This is a genomic window from Streptomyces sp. NPDC017936 (genome assembly GCF_044328485.1).
Taxonomy (GTDB): Bacteria; Actinomycetota; Actinomycetes; order Streptomycetales; family Streptomycetaceae; genus Streptomyces.
In genome coordinates, this window is the sequence record NZ_JBIRHK010000008.1 from 105232 (window position 1) to 124962 (window position 19731).

Below are 19731 nucleotides of genomic sequence, written 5' to 3' on the forward strand. Positions count from 1 at the left end.
GGCTCCGTAAGACATTCGGGAGTTTTCGGGCATGCGGGCGCATGGCGGCACGCACGCGGGGGCGTACGCCGGACTGCTACTGCTGCGCGCCCGGAGCGGTCCGCTGCGCACCGAGCAGCACGGTGTCGCGACCGTCCTCCTCGGCGAGCTGGACCTTGACCGTCTCCCGCAGCGACGTGGGGAGGTTCTTGCCGACGTAGTCGGCGCGGATGGGCAGTTCGCGGTGGCCGCGGTCGACGAGGACCGCGAGCTGCACCGCGCGCGGGCGCCCGATGTCGTTCAGGGCGTCGAGGGCGGCGCGGATGGTGCGGCCGGAGAAGAGCACGTCGTCGACGAGGACGACCAGCTTGCCGTCGATGCCGTCACCGGGGATGTCGGTGCGGGCCAGCGCACGCGGCGGGTGCATGCGCAGGTCGTCGCGGTACATGGTGATGTCGAGGGAACCGACCGGGATCGTGCGGTCGGTGATCTGCCCGAGCTTGGCGGCGAGCCGCTGGGCGAGGAAGACGCCCCGGGTCGGGATGCCGAGGAGCACCACGTCGTCGGCGCCCTTGGCGCGTTCGACGATCTCGTGGGCGATGCGGGTCAGGACCCGCGCGATGTCGGGGCCCTCGAGAACGGGCCGCGCATCGGAGTGCTGCGGCTCGCGCCGCGTGTCCTGCTTGTCCATACGAAACGGACCTCCTTCTCCGCCTCACGGGACGGACCTTAAAGGACGTCGGAATTGCGCCATCCACGGTAGCAGGCCGGGAGGACACCCCTGATCACCCCCTCGGCGCAACCCGTCGGCGATACCACGGAAGCGTCGGTGTGGACCATTCGGCTTGACGCAGAAGAATCACGCTGCGTAACCTCACAGTGAGTTACCAACCGCGCGGCATGGAACTACGCCGGCCGCGTCGACCCAGTGCCGGGGAGCCATATGTCCAGCGAATACGCCAAACAGCTCGGGGCCAAGCTCCGGGCGATCCGCACCCAGCAGGGCCTTTCCCTCCACGGTGTCGAGGAGAAGTCCCAGGGACGCTGGAAGGCGGTCGTGGTCGGTTCGTACGAGCGCGGCGACCGCGCCGTGACCGTGCAGCGCCTTGCGGAGCTGGCCGATTTCTACGGCGTCCCGGTGCAGGAACTGCTGCCGGGCACCACCCCGGGCGGCGCCGCGGAGCCCCCGCCGAAGCTGGTCCTGGACCTCGAGCGGCTGGCCCACGTGCCGGTCGAGAAGGCGGGCCCCCTGCAGCGGTACGCGGCGACGATCCAGTCGCAGCGCGGTGACTACAACGGCAAGGTGCTCTCGATCCGCCAGGACGACCTGCGCACGCTCGCCGTCATCTACGACCAGTCGCCGTCGGTCCTGACCGAGCAGCTGATCAGCTGGGGCGTGCTGGACGCGGACGCGCGTCGCGCCGTCTCCCACGAGGAGAGCTGAGCACCGCGGCGTCTCAGCAGAAACGTGCCGCCGGGGCGGCCGGGCCAGGAGGGTTCCGGCCGCCCCGGCGGCGTTGTGGGGGCGTGTGAGCCCCTGGGGGCACGAAGATGCCGAAGGGCCCGCGGAGTCGCTCCGCGGGCCCTTCGGCGTCGGTTCACGCCCCGGCGTCGGTTCACGCCTCCCGGCGCAGCGAGGGCTTCAGCTCCTTCAGCCGGCCGAGCAGGCCGTTGACGAACGAGGGCGACTCGTCCGTGGAGAACTCCTTCGCCAGCTGCACCATCTCGTCGAGGACGACGGCGTCGGGGGTCTCCTCGACCCAGATCAGCTCGTAGGCGCCGAGCCGCAGGATATTGCGGTCGACGACCGGCATCCGGTCGAGCGTCCAGCCGACCGAGTACTGGGCGATCAGCTCGTCGATGCGCTTCGCGTGTTCCGCGTAGCCCTCGACCAGCTGCATCGTGTACTCGCTCACCGGCGGCTGCCGGGTGTCGTCGCGGGAGAGCCGGATCCAGTCCGCGAGGACCGTGAGGACGTCGGCCCCGCGCTGGTCGCCCTCGAAGAGGATCTGGAAGGCGCGCTTGCGGGCCGTGTTGCGGGCGGCCACGGTTAGCTGTTCACCCGGCCGAGGTAGTCGCTGGTACGGGTGTCGACCTTGATCTTCTCACCGGTGGTGATGAAGAGCGGGACCTGGATCTGGTGGCCGGTCTCCAGGGTGGCGGGCTTGGTGCCACCGGTGGAACGGTCGCCCTGGACGCCCGGCTCGGTCTCGGCGATGGTCAGCTCGACGGCGGCCGGCAGCTCGACGAAGAGCACCTCGCCCTCGTGCTGCGCGACGACCGCGGTGAAGCCCTCGACGAGGAAGTTCGCGGCGTCGCCGACGGCCTTCGGGTCGATGTGCAGCTGGTCGTACGTCTCCATGTCCATGAAGACGAAGTACTCGCCGTCCTTGTACGAGTACTGCATGTCGCGCTTGTCGACAGTGGCCGTCTCGACCTTGACGCCGGCGTTGAAGGTCTTGTCGACCACCTTGCCGGACAGCACGTTCTTGAGCTTGGTGCGCACGAAGGCCGGGCCCTTGCCGGGCTTGACGTGCTGGAACTCGACGACGGACCAGAGCTGGCCGCCTTCGAGCTTGAGCACCATGCCGTTCTTGAGGTCGTTCGTGGAAGCCACGGTTGCGGAATCTCCTGGACTGACGTGGACGACCCCGGGGGCACGCACCTGCCTATAGTGCGAGCAGCTCCTTGGTCGTGATGGTGAGTAGCTCGGGTCCGCCGTCCGCCTCGGGGCGCACGACGAGCGTGTCATCGATCCGGACACCGCCCCGGCCCGGGAGGTGGACCCCCGGTTCGACGGTGACCGGCACGCAAGCGTCCAGTTTACCCATGGCCGCGGGAGTCAACTGCGGGTCCTCGTCCATTTCGAGTCCGACCCCGTGCCCGGTGAGCACCGGGAGGCCCGCCGCGTACCCCGCGGAGTCCAGCACCTGGCGTGCGGCGCGGTCCACGTCCCGGTAGGCGACGCCGGGCGCCAGGCTCTCGCGCCCGGCCCGCTGGGCGGCGAAGACCAGGTCGTACAGCTCGACCTGCCAGTCCGCCGGAGAGGTGCCGATCACGAAGGTGCGGCCGATCTCGCACCGGTAGCCCCGGTAGGTCGCGCCCAGGCAGACGGAGAGGAAGTCGCCCTCCTCCACCCGCCGGTCGGTCGGCCGGTGCCCGCGCCGGCCGGAGTGGGCGCCGGTGCCCACGGAGGTGGGGAAGGCCCGGCTGTCGGCGCCGTGGTCGACGAGGCGGCGCTCCAGTTCGAGGGCGAGGTGCCGTTCGGTGCGGCCGACGAGGATGGACTCGAGCAGTTCCCCGAGGGCCTGGTCGGCGATCTCCGCGCCGATGCGCAGGCAGGAGATCTCCTCCTCGTCCTTGACCACCCTGAGCTGCTCGACCGCGCCGTCGAGGTCGCCGAGGCGCAGGCCCGGCGCGGCCGAGCGCAGGGCGCGGTGGCGCGCCACGGTGAGGTGGTGCTCCTCGACCGCGAGGGAGTCGGCGCCCTCGGCCGCGGCGATGTCCGTGGCGGCCACGGCGGCGTCGCCGCCGGTGCGGTCGAGGACGTGCACCCGCAGGTGCTCGTCCGGCCGGCCCTCGGTGGCGGGATCGTCGGGCGGGCCCGCGCACACCAGCAGGTCCTCCTGTCTGCCCAGGAGCAGGACGGCGCCCCGGGGCGCCGCACCCGCGAGGTACCTCACGTTGGCGGGGCGGGAGACGAGTGCTGCCGCGTTGCCGGACGCGTTGCAGCGCTCCCGCAGGCGGGCTCGGCGGGACGCGTACACCTCTGACATGAGTCGAGCGTAGGAGCCGTGGCCGGATCGTGCCGGTCGGGAGGGGCCGAGTGGGGTGGCCGGGCGCGGGCACGGCCCGCTCAGCGGGCCCCTACCACTTCGGGGGACTCGCGATCGCCCTGGCCAGGACGTCGTCCAGCACCCGCGCCGTCGTCGGTACGTCGAGCTGGGAGTTGTCGATGATCGGGAGGCCGGAGCCGTACCAGCCGGCCATGCGGCCGTGGATGCGGGCGACCTCCTCGTCGGTGAGGCGGCGGTTGCCGGAGCGCTCCGCGTTGCGCTCGAGGACGACTTCGAGGCCGGGGAGGAGGACGACCGGGAGCAGGCCCGGGCCCACATGGCGCTTCCAGCCGCCGAGGCCGACGGCCGGGCGGTCGGGGAAGATCGCGTCGTCGAGGATGCAGGAGATGCCGTTGGCCAGGAAGTTGCGGGCGGCGAAGCCGCAGGTGCGGCGGGCGAGGCGGTACTGGGCCTCGGAGTTGTCGTTCCACCCGCGCTGCGGGTCGGCGAAGCCGGAGCGGACCCATTCGCGCACGTCGTCGAGGCTGATGTGGGCGGTGGGCACCCGGCGGTGGTCGGCCCAGTACTTGGCGACGCTGGTCTTCCCGGCGCCCGCGGGCCCGATGAGCAGCACCGCGAGGGTCGTGGCCGCCGGGTCGGGGGCGGTGGCGGCGGGGGACGCGCTGGGCACGGCGACGGGGCCGCCGGGGGGCAGCGTGACGTGGCCGGTGGTGTCGGGGGCCGGCGGGACGGGTGCGTGCTGCGGGGCGGGGGGATGCGGTACGGGCGGGACCGGCGGCTGGGGCAGCGGCGGGACCGGGCCGGAGGGAGGCGCTCCGGTGAAGCCCGGCGCCGGGTGCGGCGGGGGCCCGGGGGCGGTCCGGGGCGGGTTGCCGCCCGGGGGGTGCGGACCCGGGTGGTGTGCGGCCGGTGACCAGCCGACGGCCGGTCCGTGCCCCGGCTGGTGGGGCGGCGGCAGCGGAGAGCCCACTGCGTGCTGCATCCGGTTGCACTCCGTCTCGTTGCTTCTGGCTCGGTTCACCTCCGGGGCGCTGTCAGCCGGTGTCCGGCTCTCCCTCCCCCGGGAGGGCGTGGGAGGGCCCCTCCCGAACGGTACCGCCCCCGGTCGTCGTTTGGTGAACGGCCGGGGGCGGTCCGAAGTGCCCGGCGGGAAAAGCGGATCGGGCGGAAGGGAATCCCGGGGACCTACTCGCCCACTTCGCCGTACGCGGCGAGCAGGACCGCCGGGTCGGGACCCTCCAGGACGGTGGGCCTGCCCAGGCCGTCGAGGACGATGAAGCGCAGGAGGTCGCCGCGGGACTTCTTGTCGACCTTCATGGTCTCCAGCAGCTTGGGCCACTGGTCGTAGCGGTAGTGCAGCGGGAGGCCCACCGACTGGAGGACGGTGCGGTGGCGGTCGGCCGTGGCGTCGTCCAGCCGGCCGGCGAGGCGGCCGAGTTCGGCGGCGAAGTGCATGCCGACGGAGACGGCGGCACCGTGGCGCCACTTGTACCGCTCGTTCTTCTCGATGGCGTGGGCCAGGGTGTGGCCGTAGTTGAGGATCTCCCTGAGGCCCGACTCCTTCAGGTCGGAGGAGACGACGTCCGCCTTGACCTGGATGGAGCGCTCGATCAGTTCGGCGGTGTGCGGGCCGGCCGGGGTGCGCGCGGCCTCGGGGTCGGCCTCGATGAGGTCGAGGATCACCGGGTCCGCGATGAAGCCGGCCTTGATGATCTCCGCGAGCCCGGACACGTAGTCGTTGACCGGGAGGGAGTCCAGCGCGGCCAGGTCGCACAGCACGCCGGCCGGGGGGTGGAAGGAGCCGACGAGGTTCTTGCCCTCGGCGGTGTTGATGCCGGTCTTGCCGCCGACGGCCGCGTCCACCATGGCCAGCACCGTCGTCGGGACGGCGATCCAGCGCACCCCGCGCAGCCAGGTCGCCGCGACGAACCCGGCGAGGTCGGTGGTGGAGCCGCCGCCGACGCCCACCACGACGTCGGTGCGGGTGAACCCGGACTGCCCCAGCGCCTTCCAGCAGTAGGCGGCGACCTCGGCGGTCTTGGCCTCCTCCGCGTTGGGCACCTGGACGGCGACGGCCTCGTAGCCCTGCTCGGCCAGGTCGGCGCGGAGCGCGTCGCCCGTCTCGGCGAGCGCCTCGGGGTGGATGACGGCGACCCGCTTCGCCCGGTCACCGATCAGTCCGCCGAGCTCACCGAGGAGCTGACGGCCGATCAGCACCTCGTAGGGGTCGGAGCCGGCGCTGCCGCCGACCCGGATCCTCGTCACCTGACTGGACATGTCGCCCTCCGGCCGGGGTTCCGGGGCTTGTCCCCCGGGAGATGCGGTCTTCACTTCCAGCGCGTCCAGGACGGCCCGGGTGACCTCCTCGGGCGTGCGGCCGTCGGTCGGCACGACGGCCGTGGCGACCTCCTCGTAGAGGTGCCGCCGCGCCTCCATCAGCTCACGCCACTGCTTGCGCGGGTTGACCGCGAGCAGCGGACGGGCCGCGTTGAGGCCGGTGCGCCGCACGGCTTCCTCGACGTCCATGGACAGGTACACCACCCGGAGCCCGGACAGCAGGGCGCGCGTGTCCGCGTCCAGGATGGAGCCGCCGCCGAGCGCCAGCACGCCGTCGTGCCCGGTGAGCGCGCGCCGCACGGCCTGCTTCTCGACGGCCCGGAAGGCGGGCTCGCCGTCCTCGACGAAGATGTCGGCGATGGCACGCCCCTGCTCGGCGACGATGTCGTCGTCGGTGTCGCGGTAGGCGACCCCGAGCCGGTCGGCCAAGTGCTGCCCGACGGTGGACTTGCCGACGCCCATCGGCCCGATCAGGACGACCAGCGGCCCGCTCATCGGACGGGGAGGTGGTCGAGGTAGGACCGGACGTTGCGACGGGTCTCGGGCACCGAGTCACCGCCGAACTTCTCCGCCACCGCGTCCGCGAGGACGAGGGCGACCATCGCCTCGGCGACGATGCCGGCCGCCGGCACCGCGCACACGTCGGAGCGCTGGTGGTGGGCCTGGGTGGCCTCGCCGGTGGCGACGTCCACGGTCTGCAGGGCGCGCGGCACGGTCGCGATCGGCTTCATGGCCGCGCGGACCCGCAGCAGCTCACCCGTGGTCAGGCCGCCCTCGGTGCCGCCGGCGCGGCCGGTGGCCCGCCGGATGCCCTCAGGGGTCTGCACGATCTCGTCGTGCGCCTTGGAACCCGGCACCCGGGCCAGCTCGAAGCCGTCGCCGATCTCGACGCCCTTGATCGCCTGGATGCCCATGAGGGCGCCGGCCAGCCGGGCGTCCAGCTTCCGGTCCCAGTGCACGTGCGAGCCCAGGCCCACCGGCACGCCGTACGCGAGCACCTCGACCACGCCGCCGAGGGTGTCCCCGTCCTTGTGGGCCTGGTCGATCTCCGCGACCATCGCCTTCGACGCGTCGGCGTCCAGGCAGCGCACCGGGTCGGCGTCCAGCTTCTCGACGTCGGCCGGGGTCGGGTAGACGCCGTAGGGCGCCTTGGCGGCGGCCAGCTCCACGACGTGCGAGACGATCTCGATGCCGGCCGTCTCCTTCAGGTACGACCGGGCGACGGCGCCGAGGGCGACGCGGGCGGCCGTCTCGCGCGCGGAGGCGCGCTCCAGGATCGGGCGGGCCTCGTCGAAGCCGTACTTCTGCATGCCGGCCAGGTCGGCGTGGCCGGGCCGCGGGCGGGTCAGCGGCGCGTTGCGTGCGGAACCCTCCAGCACAGCCGGGTCGACCGGGTCGGCCGCCATGACCTGCTCCCACTTGGGCCACTCGGTGTTGCCCACCATGATCGCGACCGGGGAGCCGAGGGTGAGACCGTGCCGGACGCCGCCGAGGAAGGTGACCTCGTCGCGCTCGAACTTCATGCGCGCGCCGCGCCCGTAGCCGAGCCGGCGCCTCGCCAGATGGTCCGCCACCATCTCCGTGGTGATCGGCACGCCGGCGGGAAGGCCCTCCAGCGTCGCCACGAGTGCGGGACCGTGGGACTCCCCCGCGGTCAGCCAGCGCAACCTGCTCAACGGTGCTCCTCAGTGCTCGCGCCTGGTACTGCCCTGCGTACGCGCGTCCTCGCGCACGGCAACGGCGTGACCGGGTGCGCGACCCAGGTCCGCCACCTACGATCCTCCCACGTCCGCGCCCCGGAACCGGCCGCCGGTCCATCAGGCGGACGCGGCGGCGCCGGGAGCGGGCTCAGCGCGCGTCGTCCGCCCGCGGCTGCGGGGCGTACGCGCCGAGGAAGTCGGCGCCGCGGGGACCCGTCGCCGCGGGGGCCTGCGGAGCCTGGTGCTGCTGGTTCGGCCGGGGAGCGTAGGGGCCGAGGAAGTCGGCGCCCCTCGGGCCGGTCCCCGCCGGGGCCTGCGCGGGAACGCCGGCCCGCACGGCACGCCGGTGGTCGATCCTGCGCTTCAGCTTGAGGATCCACGACGCGACGACGACGAGCACGACCAGTGCGAGCACCGTGATCTGCACCCAGTCGGGCAGGAACCGCAGGACGAGCTCGAAGATCTCGCCCTTGCCCGACGCCAGCGGCACCCCGGCGGACACGTTGGACATGTACCTGACTCCCCCCACGCCGTGTTCGGCCCCTGCGGACCCCACCGGATCCTAGCGGGAGGCGAGCATGTGTTCGCCCGCTTTTCGCATGGCGTCCACGGGCGCCGGGGACCGCCCGGTCATCTGCTCCACCTGGAGCACCGCCTGGTGCACCAGCAGGTCGAGCCCGCTCACCACGGCACCGCCGAACATCGACCAGCGGGCGGCCAGCTCGGTGGGCCAGGGATCGTAGAGCACGTCGAACAGGGTGGCGGGCCGCTCCGGCACCGCGGCGGCGAGGGCGTCCGTCGTCCCGGCGGGCGTGGTCGCGACGACCAGCGGGAAGCTCAGGGCCTCGGCCGCGTCCGCCCAGTCCGCCGTACGGACCTCGACGTCGAGGCGCTCGCCCCACCGGCGCATCTCGGCGGCCCGGGCCTCGCTGCGCACGTAGGCGACGACCCCGCCGGTGCAGACCCGGGCCAGGGCGGCCAGCGCGGAGGAGGCGGTGGCCCCGGCGCCGAGGATCGCGGCCGAGTCGACCTGCTCCACGCCGTGCTCGCGCAGGGCGGCCACCATGCCGGGGATGTCGGTGTTGTCGCCGACGCGGCGGCCGTCCTCGGTGAACACGAGCGTGTTGACCGCCTCGACCGAGGCCGCCGTCTCGCTGATCTCGTCGAGCAGCGGGATCACCGCCCGCTTGAGCGGCATGGTCAGCGACAGCCCCGCCCACTCGGGGCCGAGCCCGTCGACGAACCCGGGCAGGGCCGCCTCGTCGACGTCGAAGCGGTCGTACGTCCAGTCCGTCAGCTCCATCGCCTGGTAGGCGGCGCGGTGCAGCGTCGGGGAGAGCGAGTGGGCGATGGGGCTTCCGAGGACCGCCGCCCGGTGACGGCGGTGCCCGGCCGTGCCTGTGCTGCTCATGTCCTCAGTTACCGGCGCTCTCGTTGAACTTGGCCTTGAGTTCCTGGAATTCGGCGTAGGTCTTCGCGAATTCCGTGTTGTTCACCCCGTCGGTCGCGACGAAGTAGATCCAGCCGTCGTTCGTCGGGTTCATGGTCGCCGCGAGGGCGTTGGCGCCCGGGTTCCCGATCGGTCCCGGCGGAAGGCCCTTCTGGGTGTAGGTGTTGTACGGGTCCTTGTTGCTGTTGATCTCGGACTCGCTGATGTGGATGTTGCTCTCGTTCTTCAGGTAGTTGAACGTCGAGTCGAACTGGAGCAACTGGTTGGTCTCGGTGTTCGTCGGCTTGAGGCGGTTGTAGACGACTTCCGCCATCCTGCGGTAGTCGTCGTCCGTCTTGCCCTCGGCCTGGACGAGGCTGGCGACCGTGATGACCTGCAGCGGGGTCGTGAGGTCGAGCGCCTGGGCCTTGGCCTCCAGGTCGTACTTGCCGTAGGCCTCGTTGGCCCGCCGCACCATCTCCTTGAGCACGGCGGCGGGCTTCATGCCCTTGGCGGCGGGATAGGTGCCCGGGTAGAGGAAGCCCTCCAGCGGGTCCTTGATGTTCTTGTCGCTGTTCGCCCAGCTGGGCAGCCCGAGGTTCTTGATCTCCTTCTCGGCGACGCCCCTGGTGGTGCCGGCGGACACACCGAGTTTCGCGTCGATCGCCTTGTACACCTGGATGTTGCGCTCGCCGGGCTTGACCATCACGTTGGCCTGGCTCTTCGGGTCCAGCATCATCTCGACGGCGCTGCTCGCGGACATCTCCTTCTTGAGGATGTACGCGCCCGCCTGGATCCGGTCGCCCTCGGGGTTGCTCGTGAACGCGGACACGAAGGCGTCGACGCTCTTGACGACGCCGGCCTCCTTCAGCACGCGGCCGATCTCCGCGCCGCCCGCCCCCTTGGGCACCTCGACGCTCACGGTCTGGCCGGTGCCCTCGCCCGCGAAGTCCGGGGCCACGCCGTAACGGTTCTGGTAGAACTGGTAGCCGAAGTAGCCGACGCCGCCGATACCGCCGCCGAACACGAGGACGACGACCAGGCAGGCGCATCCGTTGCGGCGCTTCTTGCCCTTGGCTCCCTTTCCGCCGCGGCCCCGGCGGTCCCCGCGTCCCTCCGGGTCGTCGTCGTCCTCGTCGTCCGCCCCGCCGCCCGCGAAGAAGGCGTGCTCGCCCTGGTCGGGGCCGGGGTCCCAGTCCGTCCGCTCCTGCCCGGCCTCCGGTTCGGGATCCGGCTCCGGCTCGGGATTCCGGCGGGCGGGCGGCTCCGGCGGCGGATAGGCCTCCGGGGTGCCGTAGAAGTCGGGCTGCTCGGCGCCGTAGGCGGCGGCCTGCTGGCCGTACGGGTCACCCGGGTCGGCGGCGTACGGGACGTGCGCGTGGCTACCGGTGCCGTCCCAGCCGCCCTCCTGGTACGGCTGCTGGTGCCCCTGCGGCCCCTGCTGCCCCTGGGCGTGCGGGTGCTGCCCCTGGTGGGCGTACTGCTGGTACTGCTGCTGCTCGTAGGACTGCTGGTACTGCTGCTGGTCGTACTGCTGCTGGTCGTACTGCTGCGCCTGACCGTGGCCCCAGTCGCCGTATCCCGGCTGCTGCGGCTGCTGCGGGTAATGCTGCGGCTGGCCGCCGTGGGCATGCTGATGGCCGATGTGGGCCTGCTGCCCTTCCCATCCGCCGTCCCCGTACAACGGGTCCTCCGGATGCCACGGTTCGGAGCCCTGGCCCCGGCCATACTCAGTCATCGATCCCCTAGAGCCGCGAGGCGGCGGTGACGCGGCTTGCGGGCCCGGCTACCGTTCCGCCTCTCTTTGTGCGGCAGCTGTTCGAACACCGCCGCATCGCGCGGAACGTTACCGTATCGCGATCAGATGACCACTTCGACGCCCTCGCCCGGTACTGCACCTGACACTCGTTCGGATTCCAGCGCCTGCTGGAGGATGATCACAGCGGCCGCCTGGTCGATGACGGACCGTCCCTTCTTGGACTTCACGCCCGAGGCGCGCAGCCCCTGGCTGGCCGTCACGGTCGTCATCCGCTCGTCGACGAGCCGGACCGGGACCGGTGCGATGCCCCTGGCCAGCTCCTGGGCGAACCCGCGGACCTTGACGGCCGCCGGACCCTCGCCCCCCTTGAGGGAGCGGGGGAGACCGACGACGACCTCGATCGGCTCGTACTCCTCGACCAGCTGCTTCAGCCGGCGGTGAGCGGCGGGGAGGTCCCGGCCCGGGACCGTCTCCACCGGGGTGGCGAGGATCCCGTCGGGGTCGCACGAGGCGACCCCGATACGGGCGTCCCCGACGTCGATCGCGAGGCGACGACCGCGGCGCATCACTTGGCCGTTTCCGCCACGAGGCGCTCGACGGCGGCGACGGCGTCGCCGACGGCGGCCGGGTTCTGGCCACCGCCCTGGGCGACGTCCGGCTTGCCGCCTCCACCGCCGCCGAGCGTCTTGGCGGCCGTCCGGACCAGGTCGCCGGCCTTGAGGCCGCGCTCGCGGGCGGCCTCGTTGGTGGCGATGACCGTGAGCGGCTTGCCGTTGGCCACGGCGAACAGGGCGACCACGGCGGCCCGGCCGCCCTGGATGCGGCCCCGCACGTCCAGCACCAGCTTGCGCAGGTCGTCGGCGCTCGTGCCGTCCGGCACCTGACCGGTCACCAGAGCGATGCCGTGCACGTCCTTGGCGGACTCGGCGAGACCGGCGGCGGCCTGGAGCACCTTCTCGGCGCGGAACTTCTCGATCTCCTTCTCGGCGTCCTTCAGCTTGCCGAGCATGGCGGAGACCTTCTCCGGAAGCTCCTCCGGGCGGCCCTTGATCAGCTCCTGGAGCTGGGCGACGACCGTGTGCTCACGGGCGAGGAAGTTGTAGGCGTCCACCCCGACGAGGGCCTCGATACGGCGCACGCCGGAGCCGATCGAGGACTCACCGAGCAGCTTCACCAGACCCAGCTGGGCGGTGTTGTGCACGTGCGTGCCGCCGCACAGCTCCTTGGAGAAGTCGCCGATGGTGACCACGCGGACGCGCTCGCCGTACTTCTCGCCGAACTCGGCGATGGCGCCCTGCTTCTTGGCCTCGTCGATGCCCATGACGTCGGCGCGGACGTCGAGGTCGCGGGCGAGCACCTCGTTGATCTTCTGCTCGACGTCGGTCATCACGGCCGTCGGGACGGCGGACGGCGAGCCGAAGTCGAAGCGGAAGCGGCCGGGCTGGTTCTCGGAACCGGCCTGGGCGGCCGTCGGACCGAGGGCGTCGCGCAGGGCCTGGTGGGTGAGGTGGGTGGCCGAGTGGGCGCGGGCGATGGCCGTGCGGCGGCGGGCGTCGATCGAGGCGTGGGCCTTGGCGCCGACCGTGACCTCGCCGACCTGGACGACGCCCTTGTGGACGTAGACGCCCGGGACCGGCTTCTGGCAGTCGCGGATCTCGATGACGGCGCCGGTGTCGACCTTGATGCGGCCGGTGTCGCCGATCTGGCCGCCGCCCTCGGCGTAGAACGGGGTGCGGTCGAGGACGACCTCGACCTCGTCGCCCTCGCGGGCGGCCGGGGAGGAGACGCCGTCGACGAGGATGCCGACGATCGTGGTCTCGCCCTCGGTGTCCGTGTAGCCGATGAAGTCGGTCTCACCGGTCCGGTCGGCGATCTCGCGGTAGGCGCCGGCGCCGGCGTGGCCGGTCTTCTTGGCCTGGGCGTCGGCCTTGGCGCGCTCCCGCTGCTCCTTCATCAGGCGGCGGAAGCCCTCCTCGTCCACGGACAGCCCCTGCTCGGCGGCCATCTCCAGGGTGAGGTCGATCGGGAAGCCCCAGGTGTCGTGGAGCAGGAACGCCTTGTCGCCGGCCAGGACGGTGCCGCCGGACTGCTTGGTCTCGGTGACGGCGGTGTCGAGGATGTTGGTGCCGGCCTTCAGCGTCTTGAGGAAGGCGTTCTCCTCGGCGAGGGCGACCTTCTCGATGCGCTCGCGGTCGGTGACCAGCTCCGGGTACTGCCGGCCCATCATCCCGATGACGGTGTCGATGAGGTCCTTGACGACCGGGCCGGTGGCGCCGAGCAGGCGCATGTTGCGGATGGCGCGGCGCATGATGCGGCGCAGGACGTAGCCGCGGCCCTCGTTGCCCGGCGTGACGCCGTCGCCGATGAGCATGACGGACGTGCGCATGTGGTCGGTGACCACGCGCAGGGAGACGTCCGAGTCGTGGGCGTCGCCGTAGGCCACGCCGGTCAGCTCGGTGGCCTTCTTGATGACGGCCATGGAGGTGTCGATCTCGTACATGTTCTGCACGCCCTGCAGAATCATGGCGAGGCGCTCCAGGCCGAGGCCCGTGTCGATGTTCTTGCTCGGCAGCTCGCCGAGGATCTCGAAGTTGTCCTTGCCGATGCCCTCGCCGCGCTCGTACTGCATGAAGACGAGGTTCCAGATCTCCACGTACCGCTCGTCGTTGACGGCGGGGCCGCCCTCGACGCCGAACTCGGGGCCGCGGTCGTAGTTGATCTCGGAACAGGGGCCGCAGGGGCCGGGGACGCCCATGGACCAGTAGTTGTCCTTCATGCCGAGGCGCTGGATGCGCTCCTTCGGCACGCCGACGACCTCGTGCCAGATGCGCTCGGCCTCGTCGTCGTCCTTGTAGACGGTGATCCACAGGCGCTCGGGGTCGAGGCCGTAACCGCCCTCGTCCTGGGGCGTGGTGAGCAGCTCCCAGGCGTGCTTGATGGCGCCTTCCTTGAAGTAGTCGCCGAAGGAGAAGTTGCCGCACATCTGGAAGAACGTGCCGTGGCGCGTGGTCTTGCCGACCTCTTCGATGTCGGGGGTGCGCACGCACTTCTGCACGCTGGTGGCGCGGACGAAGGGCGGCTTGACCTCACCCAGGAAGTAGGGCTTGAAGGGCACCATGCCGGCCGGGACGAGGAGCAGAGTCGGGTCGTCCGCGATGAGCGACGCCGAAGGGACGACGGTGTGCCCGCGCTCCTCGAAGAAGCTCAGCCAGCGGCGGCGGATCTCAGCCGACTCCATCAGTGGTCCTCATTCCGGTTGTACGAGTACGTCGTGTCCTCGACGTACTTCGGGTTGCTGCGGTCGTTCTCGATGGCGGCCAGCCGCCGGGGAGCCGGGAGTTCGGGGTCCGCGTGGATCCCGAGGGCCTCCTCCAGCTCCGCCTCCCGCCGGGCCATGTTGTCGCGGACGTCGAGCGCGAAGCCCACCGCGCGGTCCTTGAGGCGCGCTCCCGTCTCGAGGGCCTTGTTGGCCGCGGTCGCGGCGAGGCTCTCGGGGGTCAGCTGCTTCAGCTTGCGGTTGACCTTGGTGGTGGCCCACACACCGGCGGCGACACCGGTGCCGAACCAGAACGTACGGCGGAACATCGCTGCGTCAGTCCCTCTTTCCCCGGGAGGCCCGCTTCGCCCGCCGCGAGGCCGGGACGGTGCGGCCCACGATCACGGTACGCCGGGGCTCCTCGGCGGGCATGTCGTCCTTGCGGCCGCCGAGGGCACGGCGGACGCCGTAGCCGAAGGCGGCGACCTTCACCAGGGGGCCTCCGAAGGTGGAGGCGACCGTGCTGGACAGCGCGGAGGCGTTCGACGTGACCTCCTGGACGTCCGTCGCGATCGCGTCGACCCGGTCGATCTGGGTCTGCGCCGAGCGCACCGCCGCGGACGCGTCGGCCAGCAACGGAACGGCCTGGTCGGTCACGTCCGCGACCAACTTGGTGGTCGCCCTGAGCGTCTGGGCCAGTCTCGCCAGCGCGACGGCGAGGAAGGAGACCAGGATCGCCCAGAACACGGCCACCAGGATGCCGGCCACCTCTCCACCGGACACTGCGCACCCGCTCCCTGATACGTGCCTCTGCATCGAAAAAGTCGTGCACCGAGCCTATCGCGCCGCGGGCGGCGCTCCGAACCGGATTTGCCGGTGCCGGTACCGGGGGCCGGGCCGCCTCCGCGCCCCGGACGGTGCCCGCACATGCGCGAACCCGCCGCCCCGCCCGCCCTGGGGGCGGGGGGACGACGGGTTCGGGCACAGAAGGTCCTGCCGTCCGCCGAAGGATCAGCGGGCGTAGTACTCGACGACGAGCTGCTCGTCGCAGATCACCGGGATCTCCTTGCGGTTCGGCTCACGGTCCAGGCGGAACGCCAGGGCCTTGAGGTTCACCTGGAGGTAGCGCGGGGTCTCGCCGTCGGCGGCGAAGCCGCCCTCACGGGCGATGGAGAAGAGGGTCTTCTCACGGCTGCGCTCGCGGACCATCACGACGTCGTCGGGACGGACGCGGAACGACGGCTTGTCGACCTTCTGGCCGTTGACCTCGATGTGGCCGTGGACGACCATCTGGCGGGCCTGGTAGATGGTGCGGGCGATGCCCGAACGCAGGACCAGGGCGTCGAGACGGCGCTCGAGCTCGATGATCAGGGCCTCACCGGTCTTGCCCTGGACCTTGGAGGCACGCTCGTAGGCGCGGACGAGCTGACGCTCGGACACGTCGTACTGCGCGCGCAGACGCTGCTTCTCCAGCAGACGGACCTTGTAGTCCGAGTTCTGCTTGCGGCCACGGCCGTGCTCACCCGGCGGGTAGGGGCGGGCCTCGAAGTACTTGACGGCCTTCGGGGTCAGCGCGATGCCGAGGGCACGCGACTTCTTGACCTTGGGGCGGGACTGGTTCGCCACTGTCCTGTCTCTTTTCCTTGTTCCGGCTCGTCAGGGTTGAGGGAGGTCGCATCCGCAGCCGGGGAATCCCGCCGGGTCCGCACGGGACCTGCCGGGCAGCCGCTCCCCTGGTCTGGGCACATACGTGCAGCACGCGAGTGGCCCACCGACCGTCCCGGGGCTCCGGGTGGTGGTGGGCTGCCCGCGACACCGTTCGACGGTGCGCGACGCTCCTGGAGCCGGTCCTCGGGGGACCGGGGCTCCGGCCGGCCGTCCCGTTCTGACTGCACGGGACGCGGCACTTCGCGTCAGTCTACAGGCTGCTCAGGACCGCCTGCGACCGAGGTGCTTCCTGGTCCACTCCACCGCGTCCGCGTAGCGCGCCTCGGCGCCGTGCCGGGTGGGCGTGTAGTACTCGCGCTCCTTGACCGCGTCCGGGGCGTACTGCTGGGCGGCGATCCCCTCGGGCAGGTCGTGCGGGTACACGTACCCCTGGGCGTGCCCCAGCTCGGCCGCGCCCTTGTAGTGCCCGTCGCGCAGGTGCGGCGGCACGGGTCCGGCGAGCCCCCTGCGCACGTCGTCCAGGGCGGCGCCGATCGCGGTCGTCGCGGAGTTGGACTTGGGGGCCAGCGCCAGGGCGATGGTGGCGTGGCTGAGGGTGAGGGCGGCCTCGGGGAAACCGATCATGGCGACGGCCTGGGCGGCGGCGACCGCGGTGGACAGCGCGTGGGGGTCGGCCAGGCCGATGTCCTCGCTGGCGGAGATCATCAGGCGGCGGGCGATGAAGCGGGGGTCCTCGCCGGCCTCGATCATGCGGGCCAGGTAGTGCAGGGCGGCGTCGACGTCGGAGCCGCGGATGGACTTGATGAGCGCGCTGGCGACGTCGTAGTGCTGGTCGCCGTCGCGGTCGTACTTCACGGCGGCCCGGTCGACCGTCTCCTCCAGCGTCGACAGGGCGATCTCCGTCTCGTCCTTGTCGAGCGCGGCCCCGGCGGCGGCCTCCAGGGCGGTCAGGGCGCGCCGGGCGTCGCCGCCGGCGATGCGCAGGAGGTGGGTCTCGGCGTCCTCGGGGAGGGTGACGGCGCCCTTGAGGCCGCGGTCGTCGGCGAGGGCGCGGCGGATCAGCCCGCGCAGGTCGTCGTCGGTGAGGGGCTCGAGGGTCAGCAGCAGCGAGCGGGACAGCAGGGGCGAGATCACCGAGAAGTACGGGTTCTCGGTGGTCGCCGCGATCAGGGTGACCCAGCGGTTCTCGACGGCCGGGAGGAGGGAGTCCTGCTGGGCCTTGCTGAAGCGGTGGATCTCGTCGAGGAAGAGGACGGTCTCCTTGCCGAAGCCGCCGGTGGCGCGGCGGGCGCCGTCGATGACGGCGCGCACCTCCTTGACCCCGGCGGTGATCGCGGACAGTTCGACGAAGCGCTTGTCGGTGGCCTTGGAGACGACGTAGGCGAGGGTCGTCTTGCCGGTGCCGGGCGGGCCCCAGAGGATCACCGAGGAGGGGCCGGCCGGGCCCCTGGCGCCCTCGCCGACCAGACGGCGCAGGGGGGAGCCCGGTTTCAGCAGGTGCTGCTGGCCCACCACCTCGTCGAGGGTGCGCGGGCGCATCCGGACCGCCAGCGGGCTGCCGGCGGGGTCCTTCTCCTGGCGTTCTTCTGCTGCGGCGGTGAACAGGTCGGGCTCCACGCTGAAACCCTAAAGGACCGCACCGACAGTCCCTCCCCGGCCGCCGGCGGCCCGGATCCGGAGGTCAGCTGGTCCAGAAATCCCACCAGCGGGTCAGGATCAGCATGCCGATGATGCCGATGTGCAGCACGGGCATGACCCAGGTGAACTCGCCGAAGAAGCCCTTCAGCCAGCCCGGGGCGGGCAGGAAGCCGTTGCGGACGTTGAACGAGGTCACGTACCAGAACATGACGATCGTCGCGACCCAGGCCAGGCAGCACCACAGGCACAGGGCGTTGATGCGGTACAGCGACTGGAACTGCAGCCAGGCGCAGAAGACGACACCGAAGAGCGTGCCGGCGTTGAAGGTGAGCCAGTACCAGCGGGGGAACCGGGCGCGGGCCAGCAGGCTCACGCCGACGCAGACGACGATGCCGTACGCGACGAGGCCGAGCATCGGGTTGGGGAAGCCGAAGGCGGCCGCCTGCTTGCTCTCCATGACGCTGCCGCAGGAGACGACGGGGTTCAGGCTGCAGCCGGGCGTGAACGTCTTGCCCTCGACCTTGGCCTCGAGCAGCTTGAACTTGTCGATCGTGATGACCCACGCGGCGAGCAGACCGGCCGCGCCGGTGATCACCAGGAGCAGGGCGAGGGCCCGGCTGCCGCCCGCCGTCCCCGGTGCGGCCGCGGCGGCGCGCTCCGGCTCGGGCTCGGTGGAGACGTCTTTGACTGTCGTCTTGCTCATCACGCCGATTCCGTCACTTGAGACTCGGACCTTCTTCGGGCACGGCCATTGTGCCGCACGCGCGCGTGTGCGCACCGTTCGCTTCACGTAAGGGGGAACGTGCGGCGGCGGCGAGGGGTCGCTTCCGGCCACCGTCCGGACACGACGCGGGCGCCGGACCCCTCCCGGGGGGTCCGGCGCCCGCGCGCGTGCTAGCCGAGCCGCGACTCCAGCTCGGCCACGATCTCGTTCACGCCGACCGCCGTCTGCTCGCCGGACTCCATGTCCTTGAGCTGGACGACGCCCTCGGCGAGATCGCGTTCGCCGAGCACCAGGGTGTAGCGGGCGCCCGAGCGGTTGGCGGCCTTCATCGCGGCCTTGAGGCCCTTGCCGCCGTAGGAGAAGTCCGCGGCCACGCCGTTCTTGCGCAGCTCGGTGACCTTGGCGAACAGCACCCGGCGGGCCTCCTCGCCGAGCGGGACGGCGAACACGCTGGTGGTGGGGGGGAGTTCGAGCTCGACGCCCTCCGCCTCCAGCGCCAGGACCGTGCGGTCGACGCCGAGGGCCCAGCCGACCGACGGCAGCGCGGGGCCGCCGATCATCTCGGACAGGCCGTCGTAGCGGCCGCCGCCGCCCACCGCGGACTGCGAGCCGAGACCGTCGTGGACGAACTCGAAGGTCGTCCGCGTGTAGTAGTCCAGGCCGCGGACCAGCTTCGGGTCGTCCTCGAAGGAGACGCCCGCCGCGGTGATCAGCTCGCGGACCTCCTCGTGGTACGCCTTGCAGGCGTCGCAGAGGTAGTCGCGCAGGAGGGGGGCGCCCCCCAGCTGCTTCTGCACCGACTCGCGCTTGTCGTCCAGGACGCGCAGCGGATTGATCTCGGCCCGGCGGAGCGTGTCCTCGTCCAGGTCCAGGCCGCGCAGGAAGTCCTGGAGGGCGGCCCGGTAGACGGGGCGGCACTCCTGGTCGCCGAGGCTGTTCAGCAGGATGCGGAAGCCGCGCAGGCCCAGCGAGCGGTACGCCTGGTCGGCCAGGATGATCAGCTCGGCGTCCAGCGCCGGGTCCTCGGCTCCGATCGCCTCGGCGCCCACCTGGGAGAAGTGGCGGTAGCGGCCCTTCTGGGGGCGCTCGTAGCGGTAGTACGAGCCCGAGTACCAGAGCTTGACCGGGAGGTTGCCCGCCTTGTGCAGGTTGGCCTCCAGGGCCGCGCGCAGCACCGAGGCGGTGCCTTCGGGGCGCAGCGCCAGCCTGTCGCCGCCCTTGGTCTCGAAGGCGTACATCTCCTTCGTCACGATGTCGGTGGACTCGCCCACACCGCGCGCGAAGAGTTCGACGTTCTCGAAGCCGGGCGTCTCGATGTAGCCGTAGCCGGAGTCGCGCAGCGGCGCGGCGATCGCCTCGCGGACGGCGAGGTACTTGGCGGAGTCGGGCGGAAGGAGGTCGTACGTGCCCTTGGGGGCCTGAAAGGTGCTCACGGGAAGTCTCT

The 19731-nt window shown here is 71.7% G+C and carries 19 protein-coding genes; 1 reads left to right on the forward strand and 18 read right to left on the reverse strand.

All coding sequences use genetic code 11. The features are described 5' to 3' along the window. Positions 1-76: 76 nt before the first annotated feature. Positions 77-670, reverse strand: coding sequence for a bifunctional pyr operon transcriptional regulator/uracil phosphoribosyltransferase PyrR (gene pyrR, locus ACH4F6_RS18285; RefSeq protein WP_397961226.1), 594 nt, complete (start codon positions 668-670; stop codon positions 77-79). Positions 671-922: 252 nt separating this feature from the next. Between pyrR and bldD the strand changes: the two genes are divergently transcribed. Continuing rightward, positions 923-1423, forward strand: a complete 501-nt coding sequence (bldD, locus tag ACH4F6_RS18290; protein WP_009313753.1) for a transcriptional regulator BldD — start codon at positions 923-925, stop codon at positions 1421-1423. A gap of 172 nt (positions 1424-1595) precedes the next feature. On the opposite strand, the gene nusB is transcribed toward bldD, so the two are convergent. The 17 genes from nusB to hisS all read right to left on the reverse strand — a co-directional run bounded on the left by nusB (position 1596) and on the right by hisS (position 19720). Then, a complete protein-coding gene (gene nusB / locus ACH4F6_RS18295) occupies positions 1596-2027 on the reverse strand; it encodes a transcription antitermination factor NusB (protein WP_397961227.1) in 432 nt (143 codons plus the stop codon). Positions 2028-2029: 2 nt separating this feature from the next. Continuing rightward, positions 2030-2596, reverse strand: a complete 567-nt coding sequence (gene efp, locus ACH4F6_RS18300; RefSeq protein ID WP_397961228.1) for an elongation factor P — start codon at positions 2594-2596, stop codon at positions 2030-2032. A gap of 52 nt (positions 2597-2648) precedes the next feature. Next, positions 2649-3755, reverse strand: coding sequence for an aminopeptidase P family protein (locus ACH4F6_RS18305; RefSeq protein WP_397961229.1), 1107 nt, complete (start codon positions 3753-3755; stop codon positions 2649-2651). A gap of 91 nt (positions 3756-3846) precedes the next feature. Further along, the gene (locus ACH4F6_RS18310) at positions 3847-4758 is read right to left on the reverse strand and encodes a Pro-rich N-terminal domain-containing protein (RefSeq protein ID WP_397961230.1); all 912 of its coding nucleotides are present in this window, start codon (positions 4756-4758) and stop codon (positions 3847-3849) included. 203 nt (positions 4759-4961) lie between these two features. Continuing rightward, the gene (aroB, locus tag ACH4F6_RS18315) at positions 4962-6608 is read right to left on the reverse strand and encodes a 3-dehydroquinate synthase (protein WP_397961231.1); all 1647 of its coding nucleotides are present in this window, start codon (positions 6606-6608) and stop codon (positions 4962-4964) included. Beyond that, positions 6605-7789 carry a chorismate synthase gene (aroC, locus tag ACH4F6_RS18320; protein ID WP_397961232.1) on the reverse strand — a complete coding sequence of 395 codons (1185 nt, stop codon included), beginning with the start codon at positions 7787-7789 and terminating at the stop codon, positions 6605-6607. The genes aroB and aroC overlap by 4 nt, the downstream gene beginning before the upstream one ends. Positions 7790-7961: 172 nt before the next feature. Beyond that, on the reverse strand, positions 7962-8324 hold the full coding sequence (locus ACH4F6_RS18325) for a hypothetical protein (protein ID WP_397961233.1): 363 nt from the start codon (positions 8322-8324) through the stop codon (positions 7962-7964). A gap of 51 nt (positions 8325-8375) precedes the next feature. Next, positions 8376-9224 carry a shikimate dehydrogenase gene (locus ACH4F6_RS18330; RefSeq protein ID WP_397961234.1) on the reverse strand — a complete coding sequence of 283 codons (849 nt, stop codon included), beginning with the start codon at positions 9222-9224 and terminating at the stop codon, positions 8376-8378. Between the two features lie 4 nt (positions 9225-9228). After that, complete coding sequence (gene mltG, locus ACH4F6_RS18335; protein WP_397961235.1) at positions 9229-10980, reverse strand: endolytic transglycosylase MltG; 1752 nt, start codon at positions 10978-10980, stop codon at positions 9229-9231. A 122-nt stretch (positions 10981-11102) separates the two neighbouring features. Beyond that, entirely contained in the window at positions 11103-11567 is a 465-nt protein-coding gene (ruvX, locus tag ACH4F6_RS18340; RefSeq protein ID WP_397961236.1) for a Holliday junction resolvase RuvX, read from the reverse strand. Beyond that, on the reverse strand, positions 11567-14239 hold the full coding sequence (gene alaS / locus ACH4F6_RS18345) for an alanine--tRNA ligase (RefSeq protein ID WP_397961237.1): 2673 nt from the start codon (positions 14237-14239) through the stop codon (positions 11567-11569). Before alaS ends, ruvX begins: the two co-directional genes overlap by 1 nt. Beyond that, positions 14239-14586 (reverse strand): hypothetical protein, encoded by a 348-nt coding sequence (locus ACH4F6_RS18350; protein ID WP_397961238.1) that lies wholly within the window; start codon positions 14584-14586, stop codon positions 14239-14241. The genes alaS and ACH4F6_RS18350 overlap by 1 nt, the downstream gene beginning before the upstream one ends. Positions 14587-14593: 7 nt before the next feature. Continuing rightward, positions 14594-15040, reverse strand: coding sequence for a DUF948 domain-containing protein (locus ACH4F6_RS18355; RefSeq protein WP_397961239.1), 447 nt, complete (start codon positions 15038-15040; stop codon positions 14594-14596). Between the two features lie 228 nt (positions 15041-15268). Further along, positions 15269-15883, reverse strand: coding sequence for a 30S ribosomal protein S4 (gene rpsD / locus ACH4F6_RS18360; protein ID WP_385511397.1), 615 nt, complete (start codon positions 15881-15883; stop codon positions 15269-15271). A 303-nt stretch (positions 15884-16186) separates the two neighbouring features. After that, positions 16187-17542 (reverse strand): replication-associated recombination protein A, encoded by a 1356-nt coding sequence (locus tag ACH4F6_RS18365; protein WP_397961240.1) that lies wholly within the window; start codon positions 17540-17542, stop codon positions 16187-16189. A gap of 64 nt (positions 17543-17606) precedes the next feature. Next, entirely contained in the window at positions 17607-18266 is a 660-nt protein-coding gene (locus ACH4F6_RS18370; RefSeq protein ID WP_397961241.1) for a vitamin K epoxide reductase family protein, read from the reverse strand. A gap of 191 nt (positions 18267-18457) precedes the next feature. Next, the gene (gene hisS / locus ACH4F6_RS18375) at positions 18458-19720 is read right to left on the reverse strand and encodes a histidine--tRNA ligase (RefSeq protein ID WP_397961243.1); all 1263 of its coding nucleotides are present in this window, start codon (positions 19718-19720) and stop codon (positions 18458-18460) included. Positions 19721-19731 lie beyond the last annotated feature (11 nt).